The sequence below is a fragment of the Streptomyces sp. T39 genome, from assembly GCF_008042045.1.
GTDB lineage: Bacteria > Actinomycetota > Actinomycetes > Streptomycetales > Streptomycetaceae > Streptomyces.
Map to the genome: position 1 here is coordinate 1,037,779 of NZ_RDBP01000012.1, position 21,145 is coordinate 1,058,923.

General features: G+C 73.0%; 22 protein-coding genes. 17 read left to right on the top strand and 5 right to left on the bottom strand.

Annotated elements, in window-relative coordinates; translation table 11 throughout:
• The first annotated feature begins 106 nt into the window (after positions 1–106).
• The 3 genes from thpR to EAO77_RS05505 all read left to right on the top strand — a co-directional run bounded on the left by thpR (position 107) and on the right by EAO77_RS05505 (position 3,130).
• Positions 107–607, top strand: a complete 501-nt coding sequence (thpR, locus tag EAO77_RS05495) for an RNA 2',3'-cyclic phosphodiesterase (RefSeq protein WP_410088517.1) — start codon at positions 107–109, stop codon at positions 605–607.
• Positions 608–1,050: 443 nt separating this feature from the next.
• Positions 1,051–2,034 (top strand): SGNH/GDSL hydrolase family protein, encoded by a 984-nt coding sequence (locus EAO77_RS05500; RefSeq protein ID WP_261993806.1) that lies wholly within the window; start codon positions 1,051–1,053, stop codon positions 2,032–2,034.
• 106 nt (positions 2,035–2,140) lie between these two features.
• Positions 2,141–3,130 carry an aldo/keto reductase gene (locus tag EAO77_RS05505; RefSeq protein ID WP_147986967.1) on the top strand — a complete coding sequence of 330 codons (990 nt, stop codon included), beginning with the start codon at positions 2,141–2,143 and terminating at the stop codon, positions 3,128–3,130.
• 701 nt (positions 3,131–3,831) lie between these two features.
• Here EAO77_RS05505 and EAO77_RS05510 read toward each other — a convergent pair.
• Positions 3,832–5,169 carry an MFS transporter gene (locus EAO77_RS05510; protein WP_147986968.1) on the bottom strand — a complete coding sequence of 446 codons (1,338 nt, stop codon included), beginning with the start codon at positions 5,167–5,169 and terminating at the stop codon, positions 3,832–3,834.
• A 27-nt stretch (positions 5,170–5,196) separates the two neighbouring features.
• Positions 5,197–5,643: a MarR family winged helix-turn-helix transcriptional regulator gene (locus EAO77_RS05515; protein WP_147986969.1), complete on the bottom strand. Its 447-nt coding sequence runs from the start codon at positions 5,641–5,643 to the stop codon at positions 5,197–5,199.
• A 245-nt stretch (positions 5,644–5,888) separates the two neighbouring features.
• Between EAO77_RS05515 and EAO77_RS05520 the strand changes: the two genes are divergently transcribed.
• Entirely contained in the window at positions 5,889–6,122 is a 234-nt protein-coding gene (locus EAO77_RS05520; protein ID WP_147986970.1) for a ribbon-helix-helix protein, CopG family, read from the top strand.
• On the opposite strand, the gene EAO77_RS05525 is transcribed toward EAO77_RS05520, so the two are convergent.
• A complete protein-coding gene (locus EAO77_RS05525; RefSeq protein ID WP_147986971.1) occupies positions 6,092–7,549 on the bottom strand; it encodes an NCS2 family permease in 1,458 nt (485 codons plus the stop codon). The genes EAO77_RS05520 and EAO77_RS05525 overlap by 31 nt on opposite strands.
• Positions 7,550–7,811: 262 nt before the next feature.
• Between EAO77_RS05525 and EAO77_RS05530 the strand changes: the two genes are divergently transcribed.
• The 10 genes from EAO77_RS05530 (at position 7,812) to EAO77_RS05575 (ending at position 17,673) form a co-directional block, all read left to right on the top strand.
• Positions 7,812–8,117 carry a DUF2530 domain-containing protein gene (locus EAO77_RS05530; RefSeq protein ID WP_147986972.1) on the top strand — a complete coding sequence of 102 codons (306 nt, stop codon included), beginning with the start codon at positions 7,812–7,814 and terminating at the stop codon, positions 8,115–8,117.
• A 120-nt stretch (positions 8,118–8,237) separates the two neighbouring features.
• Positions 8,238–10,706 carry an HAD-IC family P-type ATPase gene (locus EAO77_RS05535; protein ID WP_147986973.1) on the top strand — a complete coding sequence of 823 codons (2,469 nt, stop codon included), beginning with the start codon at positions 8,238–8,240 and terminating at the stop codon, positions 10,704–10,706.
• Between the two features lie 207 nt (positions 10,707–10,913).
• Positions 10,914–11,354 (top strand): S26 family signal peptidase, encoded by a 441-nt coding sequence (locus EAO77_RS05540; RefSeq protein ID WP_261993807.1) that lies wholly within the window; start codon positions 10,914–10,916, stop codon positions 11,352–11,354.
• Positions 11,351–13,222, top strand: a complete 1,872-nt coding sequence (locus tag EAO77_RS05545) for a BTAD domain-containing putative transcriptional regulator (protein WP_147986974.1) — start codon at positions 11,351–11,353, stop codon at positions 13,220–13,222. Before EAO77_RS05540 ends, EAO77_RS05545 begins: the two co-directional genes overlap by 4 nt.
• A gap of 108 nt (positions 13,223–13,330) precedes the next feature.
• Positions 13,331–13,534 (top strand): hypothetical protein, encoded by a 204-nt coding sequence (locus EAO77_RS05550; RefSeq protein WP_147986975.1) that lies wholly within the window; start codon positions 13,331–13,333, stop codon positions 13,532–13,534.
• A gap of 192 nt (positions 13,535–13,726) precedes the next feature.
• Positions 13,727–13,930 (top strand): hypothetical protein, encoded by a 204-nt coding sequence (locus tag EAO77_RS05555; protein ID WP_261993808.1) that lies wholly within the window; start codon positions 13,727–13,729, stop codon positions 13,928–13,930.
• Complete coding sequence (locus tag EAO77_RS05560; RefSeq protein WP_187283121.1) at positions 13,927–14,469, top strand: MauE/DoxX family redox-associated membrane protein; 543 nt, start codon at positions 13,927–13,929, stop codon at positions 14,467–14,469. The genes EAO77_RS05555 and EAO77_RS05560 overlap by 4 nt, the downstream gene beginning before the upstream one ends.
• Positions 14,466–14,975, top strand: coding sequence for a TlpA family protein disulfide reductase (locus tag EAO77_RS05565; protein ID WP_147986977.1), 510 nt, complete (start codon positions 14,466–14,468; stop codon positions 14,973–14,975). Before EAO77_RS05560 ends, EAO77_RS05565 begins: the two co-directional genes overlap by 4 nt.
• Positions 14,972–16,873, top strand: a complete 1,902-nt coding sequence (locus EAO77_RS05570; protein ID WP_261993809.1) for an ABC transporter ATP-binding protein — start codon at positions 14,972–14,974, stop codon at positions 16,871–16,873. The genes EAO77_RS05565 and EAO77_RS05570 overlap by 4 nt, the downstream gene beginning before the upstream one ends.
• A gap of 254 nt (positions 16,874–17,127) precedes the next feature.
• Positions 17,128–17,673 (top strand): hypothetical protein, encoded by a 546-nt coding sequence (locus tag EAO77_RS05575; RefSeq protein WP_147986978.1) that lies wholly within the window; start codon positions 17,128–17,130, stop codon positions 17,671–17,673.
• Positions 17,674–17,755: 82 nt separating this feature from the next.
• Here EAO77_RS05575 and EAO77_RS05580 read toward each other — a convergent pair whose 3' ends face one another.
• Both EAO77_RS05580 and EAO77_RS05585 read right to left on the bottom strand, forming a co-directional pair.
• On the bottom strand, positions 17,756–18,160 hold the full coding sequence (locus EAO77_RS05580; RefSeq protein WP_147986979.1) for a VOC family protein: 405 nt from the start codon (positions 18,158–18,160) through the stop codon (positions 17,756–17,758).
• A gap of 151 nt (positions 18,161–18,311) precedes the next feature.
• Complete coding sequence (locus tag EAO77_RS05585) at positions 18,312–18,860, bottom strand: ATP-binding protein (protein ID WP_410088258.1); 549 nt, start codon at positions 18,858–18,860, stop codon at positions 18,312–18,314.
• 149 nt (positions 18,861–19,009) lie between these two features.
• Here EAO77_RS05585 and EAO77_RS05590 point away from each other — a divergent pair, with 149 nt between their 5' ends.
• From EAO77_RS05590 to EAO77_RS05605, 3 genes are all read left to right on the top strand, one after another.
• Positions 19,010–19,921 (top strand): helix-turn-helix domain-containing protein, encoded by a 912-nt coding sequence (locus EAO77_RS05590; RefSeq protein WP_147988967.1) that lies wholly within the window; start codon positions 19,010–19,012, stop codon positions 19,919–19,921.
• Complete coding sequence (locus tag EAO77_RS38435) at positions 19,884–20,012, top strand: DUF397 domain-containing protein (RefSeq protein ID WP_261993810.1); 129 nt, start codon at positions 19,884–19,886, stop codon at positions 20,010–20,012. Before EAO77_RS05590 ends, EAO77_RS38435 begins: the two co-directional genes overlap by 38 nt.
• A 363-nt stretch (positions 20,013–20,375) precedes the next feature.
• Positions 20,376–21,145: hypothetical protein (locus EAO77_RS05605; protein WP_147988968.1), on the top strand; the 770-nt coding region annotated here is incomplete at its 3' end.

Sequence of the window (21,145 nt, forward strand, 5' to 3'; positions counted from 1 at the left end):
GTCGAAGCAGGCGGCGGGCAAGACCGTCGACCGCCTGGTCGCGCTGGGGTACGCGGAACGCGCGGACGACCCCGCCGTCGAGGAGCTCTCCCGCGCCGTCGAGCCCCTGCTCGACCTCCCGGGGGCCGGCCGGCTGCGGTGGACGGGGCGTCCCGGGTGGCACTTCACGCTGGCGTTCATGGGCGAGGTGGACGACACCCTCGTGCCGGGGCTGTGCGAGCGTCTCGCACGGGCCGCGCACCGCACCCGCGCCTTCCCGTTGCGGCTGCACGGGGGCGGGCGCTTCGGGCGGCGGGCGCTGTGGGTCGGCGCGGCCGGCGGGCTCGACGAGATGCGGCGGCTCGCCGACCGCGCCGACGCCGCCGCCCGCCGCGCCGGCATCCCCATGGACGAGCACCGCCGCTACGTGCCCCATCTCACGATCGCCCGCGCCCGCGAGGACACCGACCTGCGCCCCTGCGTCGACGCGCTCTCCTCGTTCGAGGGCACCGCCTGGGAGGCGGACCGCCTGACGCTGGTGCGCAGCAACCTTCCCGTGCGCGGGATCCCGGGGGAGGGACCGCGTTACGAGGTGGCCGATTCCTGGCCGCTGAACACCGCGGGTTAACCTCGGCGGGTGAACCCGAAGACCCGTAACCAGATCATGGCCGCCGCACTGGTGCTGATGTTCGCGATCATCGCCATCACCGCCGCCGTCGGCTGATCCCCCACGGGACCGATCCCCGCACGCCCTCCCTCCGCCTTCCCGCGCCCGGAAAGCCGCGGTGCCCCGGAGTCCGACAAGCCCCGGGGTCCGACGTGCCCCGGAACCTACCGCGCCCCGGAACTCTCCGTGACGGTCCTCCGGCGGGTCGTTCCCCCCTGCCTCCGCCCCGCCGGCGACGCCTCGGTTCGCGCGCCCGGGTTGCCTCGCCCGTGAAGCATCACCCCCCTGGGGTATTGAGTTGACTACACAGAGTTGCGATCTTGATGGGGAGGGTCGCGACCTGGATGCCTCCGGGGGGTGGTCGCGGTCTGCCGTGCCCCGGACCGCACCTCAGGGAGAGATCCGTGCCACGACTCCGTTTCCGCAGGGGCATCGCCGTGCTCGGCGCCGCTGTCGCTCTGGCCGCCACCGCCGTGGCCCCGACGCAGGCGTCCCCCGGGGCGCCCGGTGCCCGGGCGCAGGCGTCCCTGGAGTGGGTCGCGCTGGGCGACTCGTACACCGCGGGCGTCATCAAGGCGGCCGGTGACGAGTTCGAGACGCCGCGCGACGGCTGCGGTCGCACCACCGAGTCGTACCCCGAGGTCGTCCGGCACGACCTCGGCGCACTGGTCACCCTGCGCAACGTCAGCTGCGGGGCCGCCGAGATCCAGCACATCGCGCAGGAGCAGCACGAGCCGCTGGGACGCCCCCAGGCGCTGCTCGGCCCCGACCCGGACGCCCCGTTCGCCAAGGTCGCCCCGCAGCTGGACGCGGTCTCGCCGGGGACCGACCTGGTCACCGTCGGCATCGGCGGCAACTCCGCGGGCTTCGGCCCCGTCCTCAAGCGCTGCGCCGCCCTGGGCATGGCCGAGGGCAACAACGGCGCCCCCTGCGAGAAGGAGCTGGGCGCGACCATGCCGGCGACGCTGGCGAAGGTGCGCCGCGACTACGACGCCATGCTGACGGCGGTCCACGCCCGGGCCCCTCACGCCCGGGTGCTCACGGTCGGCTACCCGCACGTCGTCCCCGAGGACGCGACCCGCTGCACCTTCGGCGACCTCCGGGAGTTCGCCACCATCACCCACGGTGACCTGACCTGGGCCCGCACCGAGCTGGTGGAGCCGCTCAACCGCATCATCCGCGAGGTCACCGCCGCCCACGGCGACACGTTCGTCGACGTGTACGCGGGCGGCGAGGACCACAGCGTGTGCGACCGCGCAGGCGGTCAGAACTGGGTGGACGGCATCTACACCAGCCTCCTCCCGGCCGTGCCGGCCCTGGTGCACCCCAACGCCAAGGGTCACGAGCACGTGGCGCAGCGGCTGGCGGAGGCCATCCTGGCCGGCTGAGCCGCACCCGGCACCGGCCGTCCGGGCGATCCCCGGGCGGCCGGTCCCCGCCAACGCCCTTGCGGCTCTTGCTTCGAGCGTGCTCGAAGGCGTTGGCTAGGGACTCATGAAGTACACGCAGCTCGGACGCACAGGACTCAAGGTCAGCCGGCTCGTCCTCGGCACGATGAACTTCGGGCCCCAGACGGACGAGGCCACCAGTCACGGGATCATGGACTCCGCGCTCGGCGCGGGCGTCAACTTCTTCGACACGGCCAACGTCTACGGCTGGGGCGAGAACAAGGGCCGCACCGAGGAGATCATCGGCTCCTGGTTCGCCAAGGGAGGCGACCGCCGGGACAAGGTCGTCCTCGCCACCAAGGTGTACGGCAACATGGCCGGCGACGGCGACCCGTGGCCCAACCACGACCGCCTCTCCGCCCTCAACATCCGCCGCGCGGTGGACGCTTCGCTGAAGCGGCTCCAGACGGACTACATCGACCTCTACCAGTTCCATCACATCGACCGCCGCACCCCGGTCGAGGAGATCTGGCAGGCCATCGACGTCCTCGTCAAGCAGGGAAAGATCCTCTACGCGGGGTCGTCCAACTTCCCCGGCTGGAAGATCGCCCAGGCCAACGAGGCGGCGCGGCGCGTCGGTTCGTACGGTCTGGTGAGCGAGCAGTGCCTCTACAACCTCGCCGAGCGCCGTGCGGAGATGGAGGTCCTCCCGGCCGCGCAGGAGTACGGCCTCGGAGTCATCCCCTGGTCGCCGCTGCACGGCGGACTCCTCGGCGGTGTGCTCAGGAAGGAGAGCGAGGGGGCGCGGCGCACGACCGGCCGCAGCGCCGACGCGCTGGCGAACACGGCCGTCCGCGACAAGGTGCAGGCCTACGAGGACCTCCTCGACAAGCATGGTCTCGAACCGGGCGAGGCGGCTCTCGCCTGGCTGCTCACGCGGCCGGCCGTGACGGGCCCGATCGTCGGTCCGCGCACCCAGGAGCAGCTGGACTCCGCGCTGCGAGCCGTCGAGCTGGAGCTGGGCGAAGAGGTCCTCACCGCTCTCGACGAGATCTTCCCCGGCCCCGGCCCGTCCCCGGAGGCCTTCGCCTGGTGACACCGCCCGGCGCGCCGCGGTGCGACTGCCGCGGCGTTCCCCGGCGTTCCCCCGGTGTTCCCCGGCGTGGCGGCGCCGCGCGGCCCGCGTGACGCGATGACCGCGTGACGCCGTGCGGCGTACGGGCGTATCGGCGTACCGGCGTCGTGACCGTGGACCGCCGCGCGACGTGGACGGTGCGCGCCGGGCGACGTCCGCCGCCGTGACGTGTGCGGGCCCGTGAGCCCGCACACGTCACGTGCGACGCCGGCACACCTGCGAGCCCGCACGCGTCCCGGCGCGCACCGTCCACGTCGCGCGGCGGTCCACGGTCACGACGCCGGTACGCCGATACGCCCGTACGCCGCACGGCGTCACGCGGTCATCGCGTCACGCGGGCCGCGCGGCGCCGCCACGCCGGGGAACACCGGGGGAACGCCGGGGAACGCCGCGGCAGTCGCACCTGCGGGAAGCCTCGGCCCGCCCGTCGGTGGTCGGAGCACGGCCCCCGGCGGTGTCCTCGGACGCCGGACGGGCCGAGGCTTCCCACACGCCGCACGGGCCGAGGCTTCCCACACGCCGCACGGGCCGAGGCTTCCCGCACGCCGCACGGGCTGAGGCTTCCCGCCCTGCGCCCGCGCCCGTCCACACCCCCGGGCTCAGGACGCCCGGCACAGGCCCCACCCCTCACGCGACGGCTACGTGGGCTCCGCCCCGCCGCTCTACGCCGCCGTCGCCAGTCGCTCGCGGGGGACGAAGCGGACCTGGGGGTGGCCGCGGTGCCAGCCGACCGAGAGGCGGAGGCCGCCGGCGCGGGCCAGCATCAGGCCGACCGCGGCGGCCGCGAGCATCGCGACGGCGCCGCCCGCGGCGAAGCCGATGCGCGGGCCGTAGGTGTCGGTGACCCAGCCCACCAGGGGCGCGCCGAACGGCGTGCCGCCGGTGAAGACCATCATGAACAGGCTCATGACCCGGCCCCGCATCAGCGGATCCGTCGCCAGCTGGACGCTGGAGTTCGCCGTGACGTTGACGGTCAGGCCGAACATGCCGATCGGCACCATCATCGCCGCGAAGATCCAGAACGTCGGGGCGAAGGCCGTCACGACCTCCAGGAACCCGAAGAGGACCGCCGCGCCGACCAGCATCCGCAGCCGGGAACTGCCTCGCCGGGCGGCGAGCAGGGCGCCCGCGAGGGAGCCGGCCGCCATGAGCGTGTTGAGCAGGCCGTAGGTGCCGGCGTCCGCGTGGAAGACGTCGTCGACGAAGGCCGCCAGCCAGATCGGGAAGTTGAAGCCGAACGTGCCGATGAAGCCGACGAGCACGATGGGCCAGATCAGCTCGGGCTTGCCCGCGACGTAGCGCAGCCCCTCCCGGAGCTGGCCCTTGCCGCGCGGGGCGCGCTCGATCTTGTGCAGTTCGGCGGGCCGCATCAGCAGCAGTCCCGCGATGGGCGCGAGGAACGACAGGCCGTTGAAGAGGAAGGCGTAGCCGCTGCCGACGGCGGTGATCAGCACACCGGCCACCGCCGGGCCGACGAGGCGTGCGGACTGGAAGTTCGCGGAGTTCAGGGAGACGGCGTTGCGCAGCTGGTCGGGGCCGACCATCTCGGCGACGAACGTCTGCCGTGCCGGGTTGTCGACGACGGTGACGAGGCCGAGCAGGAACGCCGTGAGGTAGACGTGCCAGACCTGGACGTGGCCGCTGAGCGTGAGGACGGCGAGGGCGACTCCGGTCGCGCCCATCGCCGCCTGGGTGGCGAGGAGCAGCTGCCGCTTGGGGAGCCGGTCCGCGAGCACGCCGCCGTACAGGCCGAACAGGAGCATGGGGAGGAACTGGAGCGCGATGGTGATGCCGACGGCGGAGGCCGAGCCGGTGAGGCTCAGGACCAGCCAGTCCTGGGCGATGCGCTGCATCCAGGTGCCGGTGTTGGAGACCACTTGTCCGATCGCGAAGAGCCGGTAGTTCCGGATCTTCAGCGAGCTGAACATGGTCTGCTCGGTGGGTAGGGAGTCGGTGGCGGTCGGTGCGGGGGCGGAGTCTGCTCCGGATCCCGTACTCAAAAGTGGTCGCCTCCTCGGCATGGGCGGTTACTGCAGGTGGGCGAGCTTCTCCAGGACGGGGGCGGCGGCGCGCAGGGTGGCCCACTCGTCGTCGTCGAGCCCTTCGGCGAGGCCGGTCAGCCAGGCGTTCCGCTTGCGGCGGCTCTCCTCGAGCATGGCCTCGGCCTGCTCGGTCTGGCTGACGACCTTCTGCCGGCGGTCGTCCGGATGCGGCTCCAGCCGGACCAGTCCCTTGGCCTCCAGCAGGGCGACGATGCGGGTCATCGACGGCGGCTGGACGTGTTCCTTGCGGGCCAGCTCGCCGGGGGTGGCGGAACCGCACCGGGCGAGCGTGCCGAGGACGGACATCTCCGTCGGGCTCAGCGACTCGTCGACGCGCTGGTGCTTCAGTCGCCTTCCGAGCCGCATGACGGCGGAGCGGAGGGCGTTCACGGCTGCGACGTCGGCGTCAGTACCGTGGGACAGGTCAGGCATGTTCATTAGCGTAACTCATTACCCTGGCTAAATACCAGTCGGCATGGCCACCCTTTCCAGGGAGGCACGGAGAGGGCCGGGAGGCACGGGGGACGCAGGGGGCACGAGGGGACGCGCGAGGCGCCAGGACCCCTCGGGTACCGCCCGGGGCGCAGTTACGGGCGGAATCGTTTCATCACCCATTCGAGTGAGATGCAGCCGGAAAGCGACCCATCAGCGGCGGGGGCGCCGCGACCCTGGCTCGCATGGGATCGACAGTGCTCAGCCTGCGGATAGACAGTGAGCTGCTCGACCGGCTCAAGCGGCACGCGGCCAGAAGGCAGATGAGCGTCCAGGACTATGTGGTCCGGACGCTCATCCGCGACGACTTCGACGAACGCTTCAAGGCGGCGGTCGACGAGACGGAGAAGTTCTACGGGACGGGGCCTGCGGCCCCGTCCGGCCAGGATCAGGTCAGGCCCAGCGCCGGCATCGCGTAGTAGAAGAGGAAGACCGCCGACACCGCGTACATCGCGGCGGGCACCTCGCGCCCGCGGCCCGCGGCCAGGCGCAGCACGGCGAAGGCGATGAAGCCGATGCCGATGCCGTTGGTGATCGAGTAGGTGAACGGCATCATCACCATCGCGAGGAACGCCGGGACGGCGATCGTCCAGTCGTTCCAGTCGATGTCCTTGACCGAGCCGGCCAGGATCAGGAAGCCGACCGCGAGCAGCGCCGGGGTGGCCGCCTGGGAGGGCACCATCGTGGCGAGCGGCGTGAGGAACAGCGCCACCGAGAAGAGTCCGCCCGTGACGACGGACGCGAGGCCCGTCCGCGCGCCTTCGCCGACGCCGGCCGTGGACTCCACGAAGCAGGTGTTGGCGGAGGCGGAGCTGGCGCCACCGGCGGCGACGGCGATGCCGTCGACGATCAGCACCTTGTTGATGCCGGGGAAGTTGCCGTTGCGGTCCATCAGCTTCGCCTCGTCCCCGACGCCCATGATGGTGCCCATCGCGTCGAAGAAGCAGGACAGCAGCACGGTGAAGACGAAGAGGCAGCCGGTCAGCAGGCCGACCTTCTCGAAGCCGCCGAACAGGCTCACCTGACCGACCAGGCCGAAATCTGGCGACGCGACCGGGTTTCCGGGCCACTCGGGCGTCGTGAGGCCCCAGCTCTTCACGTCGGCCACGGCGTGGACGACCATCGCGAAGACGGTCATCACGACGATCGAGATCAGGATCGCGCCGGGGACCTTGCGGATCATCAGCGCGAGGGTGAGCAGCGTGCCGAGGACGAAGACGAGAATCGGCCAGCCGGTGAGGTGGCCGCCGGTGCCGAGGCCGAGCGGGACGGTGGTCTGCGCGGCGTCGGGGAGGCGGGAGACGAACCCGGAGTCCACCAGGCCGATGAGCATGATGAACAGACCGATACCGATGGCGATGCCCTTGCGCAGGCCGAGCGGCACCGCGTTCATCACGCGCTCGCGCAGGCCGGTGGCGACCAGCAGCATCACGACCACACCGGCGAGCACGACCATGCCCATGGCGTCGGCCCAGGACATCTTGGGCGCCAGCTGGAGGGCGACCACGGTGTTGACGCCGAGACCGGCGGCGAGCGCGATCGGGACGTTGCCGATGACGCCCATGAGCAGGGTGGAGAAGGCCGCGGTCAGCACGGTCGCGGTGACGAGCTGCCCGCCGTCGAGCTGGTGCCCGTACATGTCCTTGGCGCTGCCGAGGATGATCGGGTTCAGCACGAGGATGTAGGCCATCGCGAAGAAGGTGGCGAACCCGCCACGCACCTCGCGGGCCACGGTCGAGCCGCGCTCCGAGATCTTGAAGAAGCGGTCCAGGCCGCCGACGGGCTGCTGCGGGGACGCCGGCGGCAGGTCGGGCTGATCGACCTTGGCGGTGGCCGAGGAGGACATGCGGAACCTCAGTGGTGCGAGGGGACGGGGGGTGACACAGAAATACGGCTGCTGTTTGTACGTTCCCACGACGGAAACCAGCCAGCCGTAAACAGTTTCAGTATGAACATATGAACGAAAGATCGCCATCTCCGCGCGTAGACCCTTGTGACGCACGGGGTCTCCGTGACAGGAGAGGCGCGACAGGAGGCGCCCCGGGCGGTCCCGGGTCCGGTCACCGGGCCGTGGCGGACGCGTGGGGCCTCCGCTCTAGACTGTGGCCATGGCGAAGTGGACCCCCCGGCACGAGGCACCCGAACCCCTTGAGGGTCCGATCGTCGCCACCATCACCGGCGGCACGATCCTGTGGTTCGTCATGTTCCTCGTCCAGGTCCCGTTCTACGGCTGGTTCGCCGACCGCGACCTGACCTGGTGGGTGTGGACCTGCCTGGCCGGCGCGGGTCTCGGCCTGATCGGCATCTGGTACGTCCGCGGCCGGGACGCGGCGATCAAGCGCTCCCGGGCGGCCGAGGCCGCCGAGGCCGCCGAGGCCGCAGGACCCGCCGGGGAACCGGGCACCTCCGCCTGACCCCGCGCACCCGCGCCCCGCTCCCCCGCGTGGCACCCCGGGACGATCTCCGTACGACCACGGTCGGAACTTCCGCCGCTCGGGGGGTGGACGCGCCGCCTCCCCCGTACCGTCGGAACCATGACGCAGCGGGCGGACATCGACACCGACGGGCCCGAGCCGGACGGCCGTGCACCCGTGATCGACGCGGGGGCCGAACTCGACCCCGTACATCCGAGGAACCTGCCGCCCAGCCGGCGCGCCCCGGTCGCGGCGACCGGGCTCACCTCGGCCGAGGTGGCCGAGCGGGTCTCCCGCGGCGAGGTCAACGACGTGCCGGTGCGCAGTTCGCGCTCGGCCGTCGACATCGTCCGCGCCAACGTCTTCACCCGCTTCAACGCGATCATCGGCGTGCTGTGGGTGATCATGCTCTTCGTCGCGCCGATCCAGGACAGCCTCTTCGGCTTCGTGATCGTGGCGAACACCGGCATCGGCATCATCCAGGAGCTGCGGGCCAAGAAGACGCTGGACTCGCTCGCCGTGATCGGCGAGGCGAAACCGCGGGTGCGCAGGGACGGCACCGCCGCCCCGGTCTCCACCTCGGAGATCGTCCTCGGCGACCTCGTCGAACTCGGCCCCGGCGACAAGGTCGTGGTCGACGGCGAGATCGCGGAGGCGGACAACCTGGAGATCGACGAGTCGCTGCTGACCGGCGAGGCGGACCCGGTGCTCAAACGCCCCGGCGACCAGGTCATGTCGGGCTCGTTCGTCGTGGCGGGCGGCGGCGCGTTCACGGCGACCAAGGTGGGGCGCGAGGCGTACGCGGCCCAGCTCGCGGAGGAGGCGTCCCGCTTCACGCTGGTCCACTCCGAGCTGCGGTCCGGGATCTCCACCATCCTCAAGTACGTGACCTGGATGATGGTGCCGACCGCGACCGGTCTGATCATCAGCCAGCTGATCGTCAAGGACAACGACCTCAAGGACTCGATCGCGCGGACCGTCGGCGGCATCGTGCCGATGATCCCCGAGGGGCTCGTGCTGCTGACCTCCGTCGCGTTCGCCATCGGGGTGATCCGGCTCGGCCGCAAACAGTGCCTGGTGCAGGAGCTGCCGGCCATCGAGGGACTGGCCCGGGTCGACGTGGTGTGCCTCGACAAGACGGGCACGCTCACCGAGGGCGGCATGGACGTCACGGAGCTCCGGCCGCTGGACGGCGCCGACGAGGGGCACCTGCGTCAGGTCCTCGGCGCGCTCGGCGCCTCCGACCCCCGGCCGAACGCCTCCCTCCAGGCCGTCGTGGACGCCTACCCCGACGGCGGGGAGTGGAGGTGCACCCAGGCCCTCCCCTTCTCCTCGGCCCGCAAGTACAGCGGCGCGAGCTTCGAGGACGCCGACGGAGCCGTCTCGACCTGGCTGCTGGGGGCGCCCGATGTGCTGCTCGCCGCGGACGATCCCGCCCTTGCCGACACCGACGCCCTCAACCGCCAAGGGCTGAGGGTGCTGCTGCTCGCCCGGGCGGACGGCGACCTCGACTCCCCCTCCCCCGCGGCCGGCGCGGAGCCGGCGGCCCTCGTCGTCCTCGAACAGCGGCTGCGGCCGGACGCCTCGGACACCCTGCGCTACTTCGCGGACCAGGATGTCGCGGCGAAGGTCCTCTCCGGGGACAACGCGGTCGCCGTCGGCGCGGTGGCGGCCAAGCTCGGGCTGCCCGGCGCGTCCGACACCGTCGACGCCCGCAAGCTGCCGGCCGAGCGGGACGAGATGGGGGCGGCAATCGACGCGAACGCGGTCTTCGGCCGGGTCTCCCCCCAGCAGAAGCGCGACATGGTCGGCGCGCTCCAGTCCCGTGGGCACACGGTGGCGATGACCGGCGACGGCGTCAACGACGTCCTCGCGCTCAAGGACGCCGACATCGGCGTGTCCATGGGATCGGGGTCGGAGGCCACCCGGGCGGTGGCCCAGATCGTGCTGCTCGACAACAGTTTCGCCACGCTGCCCTCGGTGGTGGCGGAGGGCCGACGGGTGATCGGCAACATCACCCGGGTCGCGACGCTGTTCCTGACGAAGACGGTCTACTCCGTGCTGCTGGCGGTCCTGGTGGTCTGCTCGCAGGTGGAGTACCCGTTCCTCCCCCGCCATCTGACGCTGCTGTCCACGCTCACCATCGGCGTGCCCGCCTTCTTCCTCGCCCTCGCGCCCAACAAGGAGCGCGCGAAGCCGCACTTCGTGCGCCGGGTGATGCGGTACGCGATCCCGGCGGGGGTGATCGCGGGGGCGGCGACGTTCTGCACCTATCTGCTGGCCCGGTCGCACTACAGCGGCAGCGGCGCGCTCGGCGCCGAGACGAGCGCGGCGACGCTGTGCCTGTTCCTGGTCTCGCTGTGGGTGCTGGCGATCATCGCCCGGCCCTACACCTGGTGGCGCCTCGCCCTGGTCGCGACGATGGGCGCCGGATTCCTGCTGGTGCTGGTGGTCCCCTGGCTCCAGGACTTCTTCGCGCTGAAGCTCGTCGGCACGGTGATGCCGTGGACGGCGGTCGCGGTCGCGGCGACGGCGGCGGCCGTGCTGGAGGTCGTCTGGCGCTGGGTGGGCCGCCGGTTCCCGGCGTGAGGGGCCGGGAGCACCCGGGTCCGCGGGACAGGGCGGAGCCGCCCGGCCCGGGTCCACGGGCCGGGCCGGGCGGGCGGCGGGCGCGACGGTGGTCTCCGAGGCCGGTGCGGTGTTCACGGGACCATCAGCCCTTCGCCACCGCCCCCGACTCCCCGCCCCACCATGAAATTCGATCGACTTTTCGATCGCCGTGGTTAGTGTGAGGGCGTGTTCCTGACAAGCGTGGCTGTGGGTGTGGTCGTCATCTGTACGGGTGCCGTCTGGGCACGGAGGAGTCTGGTGGTGGTGGCCGTCCAGGGCACCAGCATGGAACCCGCGGTGGAGGACGGCGACCGCGTACTGGTCCGACGAAGACGGCTGCGCCGGGTGAAGGTCGGGGACATCGTCGTCCTGGAGCCCCCGTCGCACGGCCCCTACCGGAGCGCCGCGTCGGCGGGCCCCGACGGACGGATCTGGAACGTCAAGCGGATGGCCGCCCTCCCCGGTGACCCGCTGCCGCCCGGAGTGGCCGGGGAAGGTCCGGTGGGGCCCGGCACGTTCGCCGTGCTCGGCGACAACCTCGCCGACAGCATCGACTCCCGGCACCGGGGGCTGTTCCCCGCGGAGCGGCTGATGGGCGTGGTCGTCCGCCGCCTCTCCACCCGATGAGGTTCCGGATCCTCGGCCCCCTCGACATCCGCACGTGCGAGCACCCCGTCCGCATCGCCCGGGGCAACCAGCAGACGGTCGCCGCGCTCCTGCTGGCGGCCCAGGGCCGGGTCGTCGCCGTGCCGGCCCTCACACGGGAGATCTGGGGCGAGGACGTGCCGACCTCGGCCGTGCCCAACCTGCGGACGTACGTCATGCGGCTGCGCCGCAGCGCCTCCGCTCTCGCCGACCGGCTGACCACCTCGGCGTCCGGATACGCCCTGCGGGTGGAGCCGGACGAACTGGACCTGTCCGCGTTCGGCGCGGCGGCGGAAGCCGGACGCAGAGCTCTGAACGGCTCCGACGCCGCGGCCGCCGCGGCGGCCTTCGACCGCGCCCTCGCGCACTGGCGCGGCAGACCGCTGGAGAACGTGCCCCTCGGCCCGGCCCTGAGCGACCTCGCCCAGTCCCTCGGCGAGGAATACGCGCAGACGGTGGAGGACCGCGCCGAGGCGGGACTCGCGCTCGGCGACCACCACGGCGTGATCGCCCGGCTGCGCCCCTTCGCCGAACTCCACCCGCTGCGCGAGCGCGCCCACCGGCACCTGATGCTGGCGCACTACCGGGCCGGTGACGTCGACGCCGCGTTACGCGTCTACCGCCAGGTCAGACAGGCGCTGCGCACCGAGCTCGGCATCGACCCGGGACGCGAGCTCGCCCTGCTCCAGCAGGCGGTCCTGGCGCGCGATCCGCAGCTGGACGGCACCCCGGGACCCGCCTGCGGCACGAACCGGCCCGCCGCACCGGGAGACACCCCGCCCAAGGACCTTCCCCGCGGCACACCCGCCGAGCAACCGGACACGGGCGGACCCCTCCCCCGGCAACTGCCGCCCGCCCCGGCGCTCTTCGTGGGCCGCGGAGCCGAACTCACCCGGATCGGCGCCGCGCTGGCCCCCGGCGCCGGGCCCGTGGTGGTCGCCGTCCACGGGCCGGGCGGTTTCGGGAAGTCGGCCCTGGCGCTGCGCGCCGCCCACGCGGTCTCCGACCACTACCCCGGCGGCCAGTTGTACGCCGACCTGCAGGGCGCGAGCCACCGGGTCCGCGCGCTCGCCCCGGCCGAGGTGCTGGGCCGCTTCCTGCGCGCACTGGGCGTCGACCGCAGCCGCATCCCGGCCGGATCGGCGGAGGCCGCCGCGCTCTACCAGTCGCTGCTCGCCGAACGGCGGGTGCTGATCGTCCTCGACAACGTGGCGCACGCGGCGCAGGTGCGGTCGCTGCTGCCGGCCGGACGCGGCTGCGGAGCGCTGGTCACCGGCCGGGCGGTGCTCTCGGCGCTGGACGCGGAGCAGATCGCGCTGCGCGGGCTGTGTCCCGCCGCGTCGGTGGCGATGCTGACGCTCCAGGCGGGCGAGGAGCGCGCCGCCGCGGAACCGGAGGCGCTGGCCGCGATCGCGCGGGAGTGCGGCGGCCACGCGCTGGCCCTGCGGATCGCGGGAGCACGGCTCGCTGCCCGCCCGGACCTGCCGGTCTCCTGTCTGGCGGAACGCCTGGCGCGGCGACGGCTCGCGGAGTGGACGGCGGGCGACCTCGATCTGAGCGCGTGTTTCGCGGCCGGCTACGAGAAGCTCACCGACCCGGCCGCCGCACGGGCGTTCCGGATCCTCGGGCGGGTGCACCCGGGCGGCATGCACCTCAAGTCGGCGGCCGTATGGCTGGGTTCGGACATGGCGTCCGCGGAGGCGGCCCTCGACGAACTGGTGGCGGCACGGCTGCTGGAGTCGCTGGGGCACGGCCACTTCCGTATGCACCGGCTGCTGCGGCTGTACGCGGCGGAGCTTCCCGAGCCCGGCTGGTCGCGCGCCCGCGCGGGGGACGCCACCCGGGCGTGACGGCCCGCCACACGGCCGCGGCACCCGTCCACGCGGCGTGTATCGGCCCGTGTACGGGGCGTTCGTAGGGTCGTTGCGATCCTGACCGACCGAACGAGGGGAACCACCATGATCTCGCTGATGGACAAGGTGCTCGACCGCCTGGTGCCGCGCGCCACGGCCAGCGCCGACACGTCCTACTACAAGAACTGCGGCGCCTGCTCGTACTTCGAGGCCGCCCAGGCGGTCGGCCACTGGCAGAAGCTCTGCCACATCGTGGGCGGCACCACCGGCTGCACCGGCTGCATCTACTTCAGCGTCGGCTGCGCCTGACCCAGGGCATCCCGGATGCCGCGTGTCCTCCCCTGTCGGCAGGGGAGGGCGCGCACCCGGGCCGGAGATCCCGTACCGGTGTGGCCGGCCCGCCACACACCCGCGACACCCGTCCGAGCGCCGTGCACCGACCCGTGTACGCGCCGCACGTACCGGCGTCGCGATCCTGACCGACCAACGAGGGGAACCACCGTGATCTCGCTGATGGACAAGGTGCTCGACCGCCTGGTGCCGCGCACCACGGCCGGCGCCGACACGTCCTACTACAAGAACTGCGACGTCTGCACGTACGTCGAGGCCTACGACGCGATCGGCCACTGGCAGAAGCTCTGCCACATCGTGGGCGGCAAGACCGGCTGCACGGGCTGCATCTACTTCGAAGTCGGTTGTGCGTGACCTATGTGATCCTCGGATGCCGCGCGCTGCTTCTCGCCGTCTTCCTCGCCGCCTTGGTGGGGAAGACGCGCAGCCGCGCGGCGTTCGCCGAGTTCCGCGCATCGATCGTCGCCCTGCGCCTGCTGTCGCGGCGGCTGTCGCGGGCGGCGGCCGCCGCGGTGGTGGCGGTGGAGGCCGTCACGGCGGTCCTGCTGGTGGTGCCCGCGGCGGCGGCCGCGGGCCTCGCCCTGGCGGTGGCGCTGCTGCTGGTGTTCTCCGCCGGCATCGTCATGGCGCTGCGGCGGGGTGACGGCACGGCGACCTGCCGCTGCTTCGGCGCCTCGTCCGCGCCGCTCGGCCGGATCCATGTGGTGCGCAATCTGGCGCTCGCCGCGATCGGCGGCGCCGGGCTCGCCGCGGGCGTCTCCGCCTCCGGCTGGCCGCCGCACGCGGCGGGGACCGCCGTCGCGCTCGCGGTGGCACTGGTGGGCGCGCTGCTGGTGCTCCGCCTCGACGATCTGGCCTTCCTGTTCTCCGACCCGAAGCGAGACTTGTCATGATCTACCTCATCTGTGCCGTCGTCGTGGTCGGCCTGCTCTGCGTGTTCGACCTCTTCCTCACCTTCGCCGTGCTGCGCAGACTGCGGGAGAACACCGCCGAACTGGACCGGCTGTCCGCGTCGCGCCCGGAGTTCGAGCCCTGGAACCCGGCGGAGCTGGTGGGGAGCGAGCTTCCCGAGCTGGCCGGGGGCCCCGCCGAGCGGGTGGTGGCCTTCTTCGACGCGCACTGCGACGTGTGCCACGAGCACGCGCCGCACTTCGCCGAGGAGGCCCGCGCGTTCGACGGCGCCGCGGCCGTGGTCTCCGGCAAGGGGCCCCAGGCGGAGGAACTGCTCACGGCGGTGGGCGGCGAGGTGCCCGTCACCCGTGTCGACGAGGCGATGACCCTGGTCAAGACCATCGGCCTCAAGGCGTTCCCGACCTACGCGCTCGTCGACGCCGACGGCACGATCACCCGCGCCGCCACCTCCGCGGGCGCGCTGGCGTCCCGGGTCCCCGCAGCGTGAACGCCGGCCGGGTGAAGGCCGGCGGGCCGGGGAGCGCCGGCACGGACGGCGGCGCGGGCGGCGGCGGCCTCGGCGGCCGGCTGGAGGTCGCGCGGCTGCTCGGCGTCGCCCTGGGCCTGTGCTGGCGGGCCGGGCGCGCCCGCTGCCTCGTCTATCTGGCCATCACCCTGCTCGCCGGTCTGCTGCCGACGGCCACCGCCTGGTTCACCAAGTTCGTCATCGACGCCCTCACCGCGGGGGACGTCTCCGGCGCCGTGCGCTGGGCGGTCGCGCTGGCGGCGGTGGGGCTCGGCACCGGCCTCCTGCCGCATCTGTCCCGCTTCCTCCGGGACGAGCTGAACCGGCGGCTCGACCGCACCATGAAGGACGAGCTGTACTCCCGCCTCAACTCGCTCCAGGGACTGGCGCGCTTCGAGGATCCCGCCTTCCGCAACGATCTCTCCATGGCCGCCCAGGCGTCCGGCGCGTCGCTCGGTTCCACCACGGCCGGGCTCTTCGACATCGCGCGCAGCGTGATCACCATCGTCAGCCTGATGGCGACGCTGGCCGTGCTGAGCCCCACGATGGCGGTGCTGGTGGCGGCCGCGGCGGTCCCCGCGCTGCTGGTGCACCTCAGCCTGACCCGCCGGCACGTGAAGATGCTCGCCTCCGTCTCCCCCGCCGCGCGCCGGGAGATCTTCTACTCCACCCTGATCTCCGACCTCACCGCCGTGCAGGAGACCCGGATGTTCGGCCTGGGGGACTTCCTCAAGGGCCGCATGCTGAGCGAGCTGGAAGTGACCCACCGTGGCGAACGCGACCTCGCTCGGCGGGAGTTCCGCACCCAGGGCCTGCTGGGGCTGCTGTCGGCGGCGGTGGCCGGCGGCGGCCTGGTCTGGGCGGTCTCGGCGGCGGCCGCCGGTGAGCTGAGCATCGGCTCGGTCACCGCCTTCGCAGCCGCCGTCACCGGGGCACAGGGGGCGCTCGTCGGCCTCGCCTCCGGCATCGCCGCCGCGTACCGGGCCATGCTGCTCTTCCGCTACCACCGGGCGATCGTCTCCGCGCCGGACGACCTCCCCCGGGCCTCCGGCACGCTCGCCCCGCTGCGCCGGGGCATCGAGCTGCGCGACGTGTGGTTCCGCTACGGCGACGACCACCCCTGGGTGCTGAGCGGGCTCGACCTCACCCTGGAGCACGGCTCGTCGGTGGCGCTGGTGGGGCTGAACGGGGCGGGCAAGAGCACCCTGATCAAGCTGCTCTGCCGCTTCTACGACCCGACCCGGGGCTCGATCCTGTGGGACGGCGTCGACATCCGCACCGTCCCGCCCGAGGAGCTGCGGCGCAGAATGGGCGTGCTGTTCCAGGACTACATGCGCTACGACCTGACCGCGTCCGAGAACATCGGCATCGGCGACCTCCCCGCGCTCGACGACCGGCCGAAGGTGCGCGCCGCCGCCCGGCTGGCCGACGTGGACGGGAAGCTGGCGGGGCTGCCGCAGGGGTACGACACCCTGCTCAGCCGGATCTACTTCGAGGGCGACGAGAACGACCCGACGACCGGCGTGGTGCTCTCCGGCGGCCAGTGGCAGCGCGTCGCGCTCGCCCGCACCCTGCTGCGGCAGGACTCCGACCTGCTGATCCTCGACGAGCCCGGCTCGGGCCTCGACGCGGACGCCGAGCACGCCATCCACCGCCGGCTGCGGGAGCACCGCGCGGGCCGCACGAGCCTGCTCGTCTCCCACCGGCTCGGTGTCGTCCGGGACTCGGACGTCATCGTGGTGCTGGAGGACGGCCGGGTCGTCGAGCGCGGCAGCCACGAGGAGCTGACGGCGGCGGGCGGCCAGTACGCCCGGCTGTTCGCCATCCAGGCCGAGGGCTACCGCCCGGCCGGCGCCCCGGCCACGGCGACGGCGCCCTGACGAGGGCCGCCGGTCCGGCGGCCGCCCGGCGCCGGGTGGGGCAGGCGCCTCACCGCCTGAGTGCGCACCGATGCTCACGGGTGCCCGCACTGGGGACCCGTGAGCATCGGTGCGCACCGTTTACGCCTCCGACCTGTGCTTTTGCGGTGGAGCGCAACGGCCTGGCTCCCCTGGGCCTGTTGCGGCCAAGCTCGACGAGCGGGACGGCGAGGGGGTGCCGCCCGCTCGGCGAACACCACAACCAGGAGGAACTCATGGCTTGGCCGAAGAGGGCGGGCGTCGCGGCGCTGACCGCCGGGCTCGCCCTGTCCTGTGCCACGACATTCGGCGTGGCTCCGGCGGCTGCGGCCGTTCCGGACAAGTGCAACGCCAACTACCAGAGCAAGACCTTCGACACGCCCGGCAGCAACGTCACCTTCAAGATCAAGCTGTGCGTGTCGCTGAACAGCAGCGCCAAGAAGTACCACGCGTACGCGATGGGGAGCTGGAGCGGCGGGGGGAACCTCGTCGTCGACGAGATGGAGAAGTTCCGGCTGCTTCTCAGGCTGGAGCGCAGCGACGCCATCATGCGGGCCGAGAGCTGCGAGTTCAGGACCGGCATCAACTGGGTCCCGTCGGATGAGTTCAGGCCCAGCGACATGCCCAGGATCATCTCGGGCGAATGCGACCTGAACACGGAGGCGACGAACAGCGGCGGGGGCAAGTGGACCGCCGACGGCAAGATCATCTACAACATCCAGAACGACGGTGACGGCGACAAGACCTGGGAGCTGGGCGGGTCGCCCGGCTACGACGACTGACGCCACGGTGCGCGTCCGGTCGTCCACGGACGACAGGGCGCTCGGGCGGCGGCGCGGGGGACCGCCGCCCGGGCGGCGGCCGTCACGGCCGGGCGTAGGGCCTGGTCATGATCTCCATGTTGTGGCCGGAGGGGTCGTCGAAGTAGGCGCCCCGGCCGCCGAAGAGGTGGTTGATCGCGCCGGGTTCGGTGTGGGGCGGGTCGGCGTAGTAGGTCACGCCGAGGGCCTCCAGCCGGGCGATCATGCCGTCGAACGCCTCGTCGGGGACGAGGAAGGCGTAGTGCTGCGACTGGACGGGCTCGTCGGTGAGTTCGTAGTAGTCCAGCGTCACGCCGTTGCCCAGGTCGACGGGGAGGAACGGGCCGAACGGCGCGCCCACCTCGACCCCCAGGACGGCGGCGAGGAAGTCGGCGGACAGCCGCCGGTCCCTGGCGTAGACGGCGGTGTGGTTCAACTGCACGGTGGTGACGGGGGAATGCTGCTGCATGGCTGGGTGACTCTCTCCGGGTCGGGTTCCGTGGTGGGAGACAAGGACGCGGAGAGACGGGCGGGCCCCTGGCCCGCCGCGAGGTCACGCGGCAGCCGGGCGGCTCTCTTGTGTGCGGCGCGTGGCCGACCCGGCAGTCATGCTCCCGACCCTACCGGCCTTCGGTCGCCGCCGCCGAGACCTCGGCCCACACCGTCTTGCCGACCGGGTCGCGCGGCTCGGCGCCCCAGCGGTCCGCGAGGGCGTCCACCAGCAGCAGTCCGCGCCCGGACTCGTCGTCGTCGGCGGGCACCGGCCGCACCGCGGGGGGCAGCAGCGCGCACGCGTCCGCGACCTCGACGCGGACCAGGGCCCGCGCCCGGTCCAGGCGCACGGCCAGCCGGAAGTCGCGCCCCGGCACCCGGCCGTGCCGGACCGCGTTGCCCGCCAGCTCGGCCACCAGGAGGGCGACGGTCCCGGAGAGGTCCGTCCCGGGGTGGTGGCCCCACGCGGCGAGATGCCGCACCGCGACCCGGCGGGCCAGCCGCGCTCCGCGCCGGGTCGCGCCGAACATGGCCGCGAACTCCTCGCGACCGCCGCCCTGATCCGTCGGCGCGAACTCCGCGCTCCCGTCGCCCTGTTCCATCCGTGCGGGGTCCATGCCCCATGTCGTCGTGGTCTCCCGCACCGCGTCGCCCGTCCTGTTCGTCCCTGCCGCCACGAGCACCACCCGTGGGTGTACGGATGGTGACCTTCCGTGGTCAAGCGTGCGGGCGCGGCCCTAGGGTCGGAAAGGTGTACGGCCTTACAACGCCGGCCGTAAGGAACGGGAGTGAGCCCATGGCCAAGGACATCGATCCGGACGCGTCGATGGCCGCCCTCTTCGGCTCCCGGGTGCGCAGGCTGCGCACGGCGGCCGGTCTCACCCAGGCCCAACTCGGCGCCCGCACCCATGTGGTGAGCACCCGGATCACCCAGGTGGAACGGGCCTCGGGCGCCCGGCCGACGCGGGAGCTGGCGCGGGCGCTCGACGCGGCCCTCGGCGCGGACGGCCTGCTGGTCGACCTGTGGCCGCACGTCCACCGGGAGGCGTTCCCCGACTGGTCGCGGACGTTCATGGCCTACGCGGCCCGGGCCGTCGCCATCCGTGAGTACGCGGCCCATGTGGTGCCGGGCCTGCTCCAGACCGAGGAGTACGCCCGCACCGTCCTGAGCGTCGGCCTGTCCCACCGGGACGCCGAGCACCTGGAGGAGCGCCTCGCCGCCCGGATGGAGCGGCAGAAGCGCCTGGCCTCGGACGACCGTCCGGAACTGCTGGTGATCCTGGACGAAACGGTGCTGCGCAAGCGGATCGGCGGGGCCGAGGTCATGCGCCGCCAGCTCGCCGCGCTGCTGGCGGCCGCCGGCGAGCGTCACGTCACCGTGCAGGTGCTGCCCTTCGCGGAGGGGGAGCACGACATGCTGGGCGGCTCGCTCACCGTGCTCACGCTGCCCGACGGCTCCGAAGTGGCCTACACGGAGGGCGCGGACCACGGGCGGCTCTTCGAAGATCCGTCCGACGTACGGCGGTTCGCGGTGTCCTACGATCGGCTCCGGACGGCGGCCCTGCCCCCGCGCAGGTCGCTCGATCTGATCCGATCCGCGATGGAGGAGGACCACCGTGACCCGAGACGCCCTTCCCCTGCACAGCGCCGTCTGGCGAAAGAGCAGTCACAGCAATCAGGAGGGTGGGAACTGCGTCGAGGTGGCGGACGGGGTCCCCGGCGTGGTCCCGGTGCGTGACAGCAAGGCGCCGCACCTGCCGCACCTGGTGTTCGCACCGGCCGGCTGGTCCGCCTTCGTGGACGGGCTGAAGGCCGGCGACCGCCTCTGAGCCCGCCGGGCCCCGGCCCGTGAGCCGCGTGCCGGGCCCACCGGGACGTGGTCCACGGGGGGCCGGTGGGCCACGAACTCCCCGAAAGAACCCGGGGGAAAGAACCCCTGCCCTCCCTCCCCTCCCGGCCGTGACCGGCCATCACCCGGACGGGTGATGAGCTTGCGGGGGCGGGAAGGCGGCGGCTACGTTCGCCGCAACAACCGAAGACATATGCGGCCCCCGGCCGGGACGGCAATCCCGATCGAGGGCCTCACCGATCAGGAAGAAAGCACCTTCCCGATGGCTGCCACGCAGTTTAACGCGCCCCCGTGCGCGCCCGCCGGAGCTCCGCCCCCCGGCGGTCCGTCCTCCGGAGCTTCGATGTCCGGAGCTCCGGCCTCCGGCGTGATCCATGTCCGCACCCGGCTCACCGCCGACTTCACGGTGATCGCCAACTCCCTGCTCCAGCGCCCCGGAAGCGCGGTCACGGTGGGCGTCGCGGGCTACATCCTGTCGCTGCCCGACGGCGCCGTCGTGAGCATCGACGCCCTGTGCGAGCACTTCACCGAGGGCGAGATCCTGATCTCCCGCGCCCTGCGGGAGCTGGAGACGGACGGCTACCTCGCACGCCGCGTCGAACGCGGGGCACGGGGACGGGTGGTGACGCGCACGTTCTTCCACGACGTCCCGCCCGCCGACCGCCCGGGTCGGCGGCCGGTTCGCCGCACCGGACGGGCGTCGTCACGGCGGCGCGGCGCGGGGCCGGGCACCGGGACGCCCCCGGCCCGCCTCCCGGACGAGCCCGCCGCACAGGCACCGGAGCCCGGGGCTCCCGCAGCGGAGGGCGGCCAGGACGAGGCGCACGGCACAGGTGCCGCAGCCGCCCCCGCCCCACCGGAGGAGGCCCCCGGCGGCACCGGGCCGGAGCCCGCACCGGACCCCCGCGCCGAGGTGATCCTCGCCTCGCTGCGACTCGTCGACCGGCGGCTGATCCTCTCCCGCCGCGAGGCCGCCGACCTCGCCCCCGCCGTCTGCCGGTGGCTGGCCCGGGGCGTGGAGCCCGAGGACCTCACCACCCACCTCACGGACCGCCTGCCCGCCCGCCTGCGACCTCACCACCCACCTCACGGACCGCCTGCCCGCCCGCCTGC

Coding starts and splice junctions, on each gene's coding strand:
- EAO77_RS05535 (WP_147986973.1), top strand. CDS start 8,238: ATGACGCAGCGGGCGGACATCGACACCGACGGGCCCGAGCCGGACGGC.
- EAO77_RS05530 (WP_147986972.1), top strand. CDS start 7,812: ATGGCGAAGTGGACCCCCCGGCACGAGGCACCCGAACCCCTTGAGGGT.
- EAO77_RS05525 (WP_147986971.1), bottom strand. CDS start 7,549: ATGTCCTCCTCGGCCACCGCCAAGGTCGATCAGCCCGACCTGCCGCCG.
- EAO77_RS05505 (WP_147986967.1), top strand. CDS start 2,141: ATGAAGTACACGCAGCTCGGACGCACAGGACTCAAGGTCAGCCGGCTC.
- EAO77_RS05565 (WP_147986977.1), top strand. CDS start 14,466: ATGATCTACCTCATCTGTGCCGTCGTCGTGGTCGGCCTGCTCTGCGTG.
- EAO77_RS05575 (WP_147986978.1), top strand. CDS start 17,128: ATGGCTTGGCCGAAGAGGGCGGGCGTCGCGGCGCTGACCGCCGGGCTC.
- EAO77_RS05550 (WP_147986975.1), top strand. CDS start 13,331: ATGATCTCGCTGATGGACAAGGTGCTCGACCGCCTGGTGCCGCGCGCC.
- EAO77_RS05520 (WP_147986970.1), top strand. CDS start 5,889: ATGGGATCGACAGTGCTCAGCCTGCGGATAGACAGTGAGCTGCTCGAC.
- EAO77_RS05545 (WP_147986974.1), top strand. CDS start 11,351: ATGAGGTTCCGGATCCTCGGCCCCCTCGACATCCGCACGTGCGAGCAC.
- EAO77_RS05580 (WP_147986979.1), bottom strand. CDS start 18,160: ATGCAGCAGCATTCCCCCGTCACCACCGTGCAGTTGAACCACACCGCC.
- EAO77_RS05590 (WP_147988967.1), top strand. CDS start 19,010: ATGGCCGCCCTCTTCGGCTCCCGGGTGCGCAGGCTGCGCACGGCGGCC.
- EAO77_RS05515 (WP_147986969.1), bottom strand. CDS start 5,643: ATGCCTGACCTGTCCCACGGTACTGACGCCGACGTCGCAGCCGTGAAC.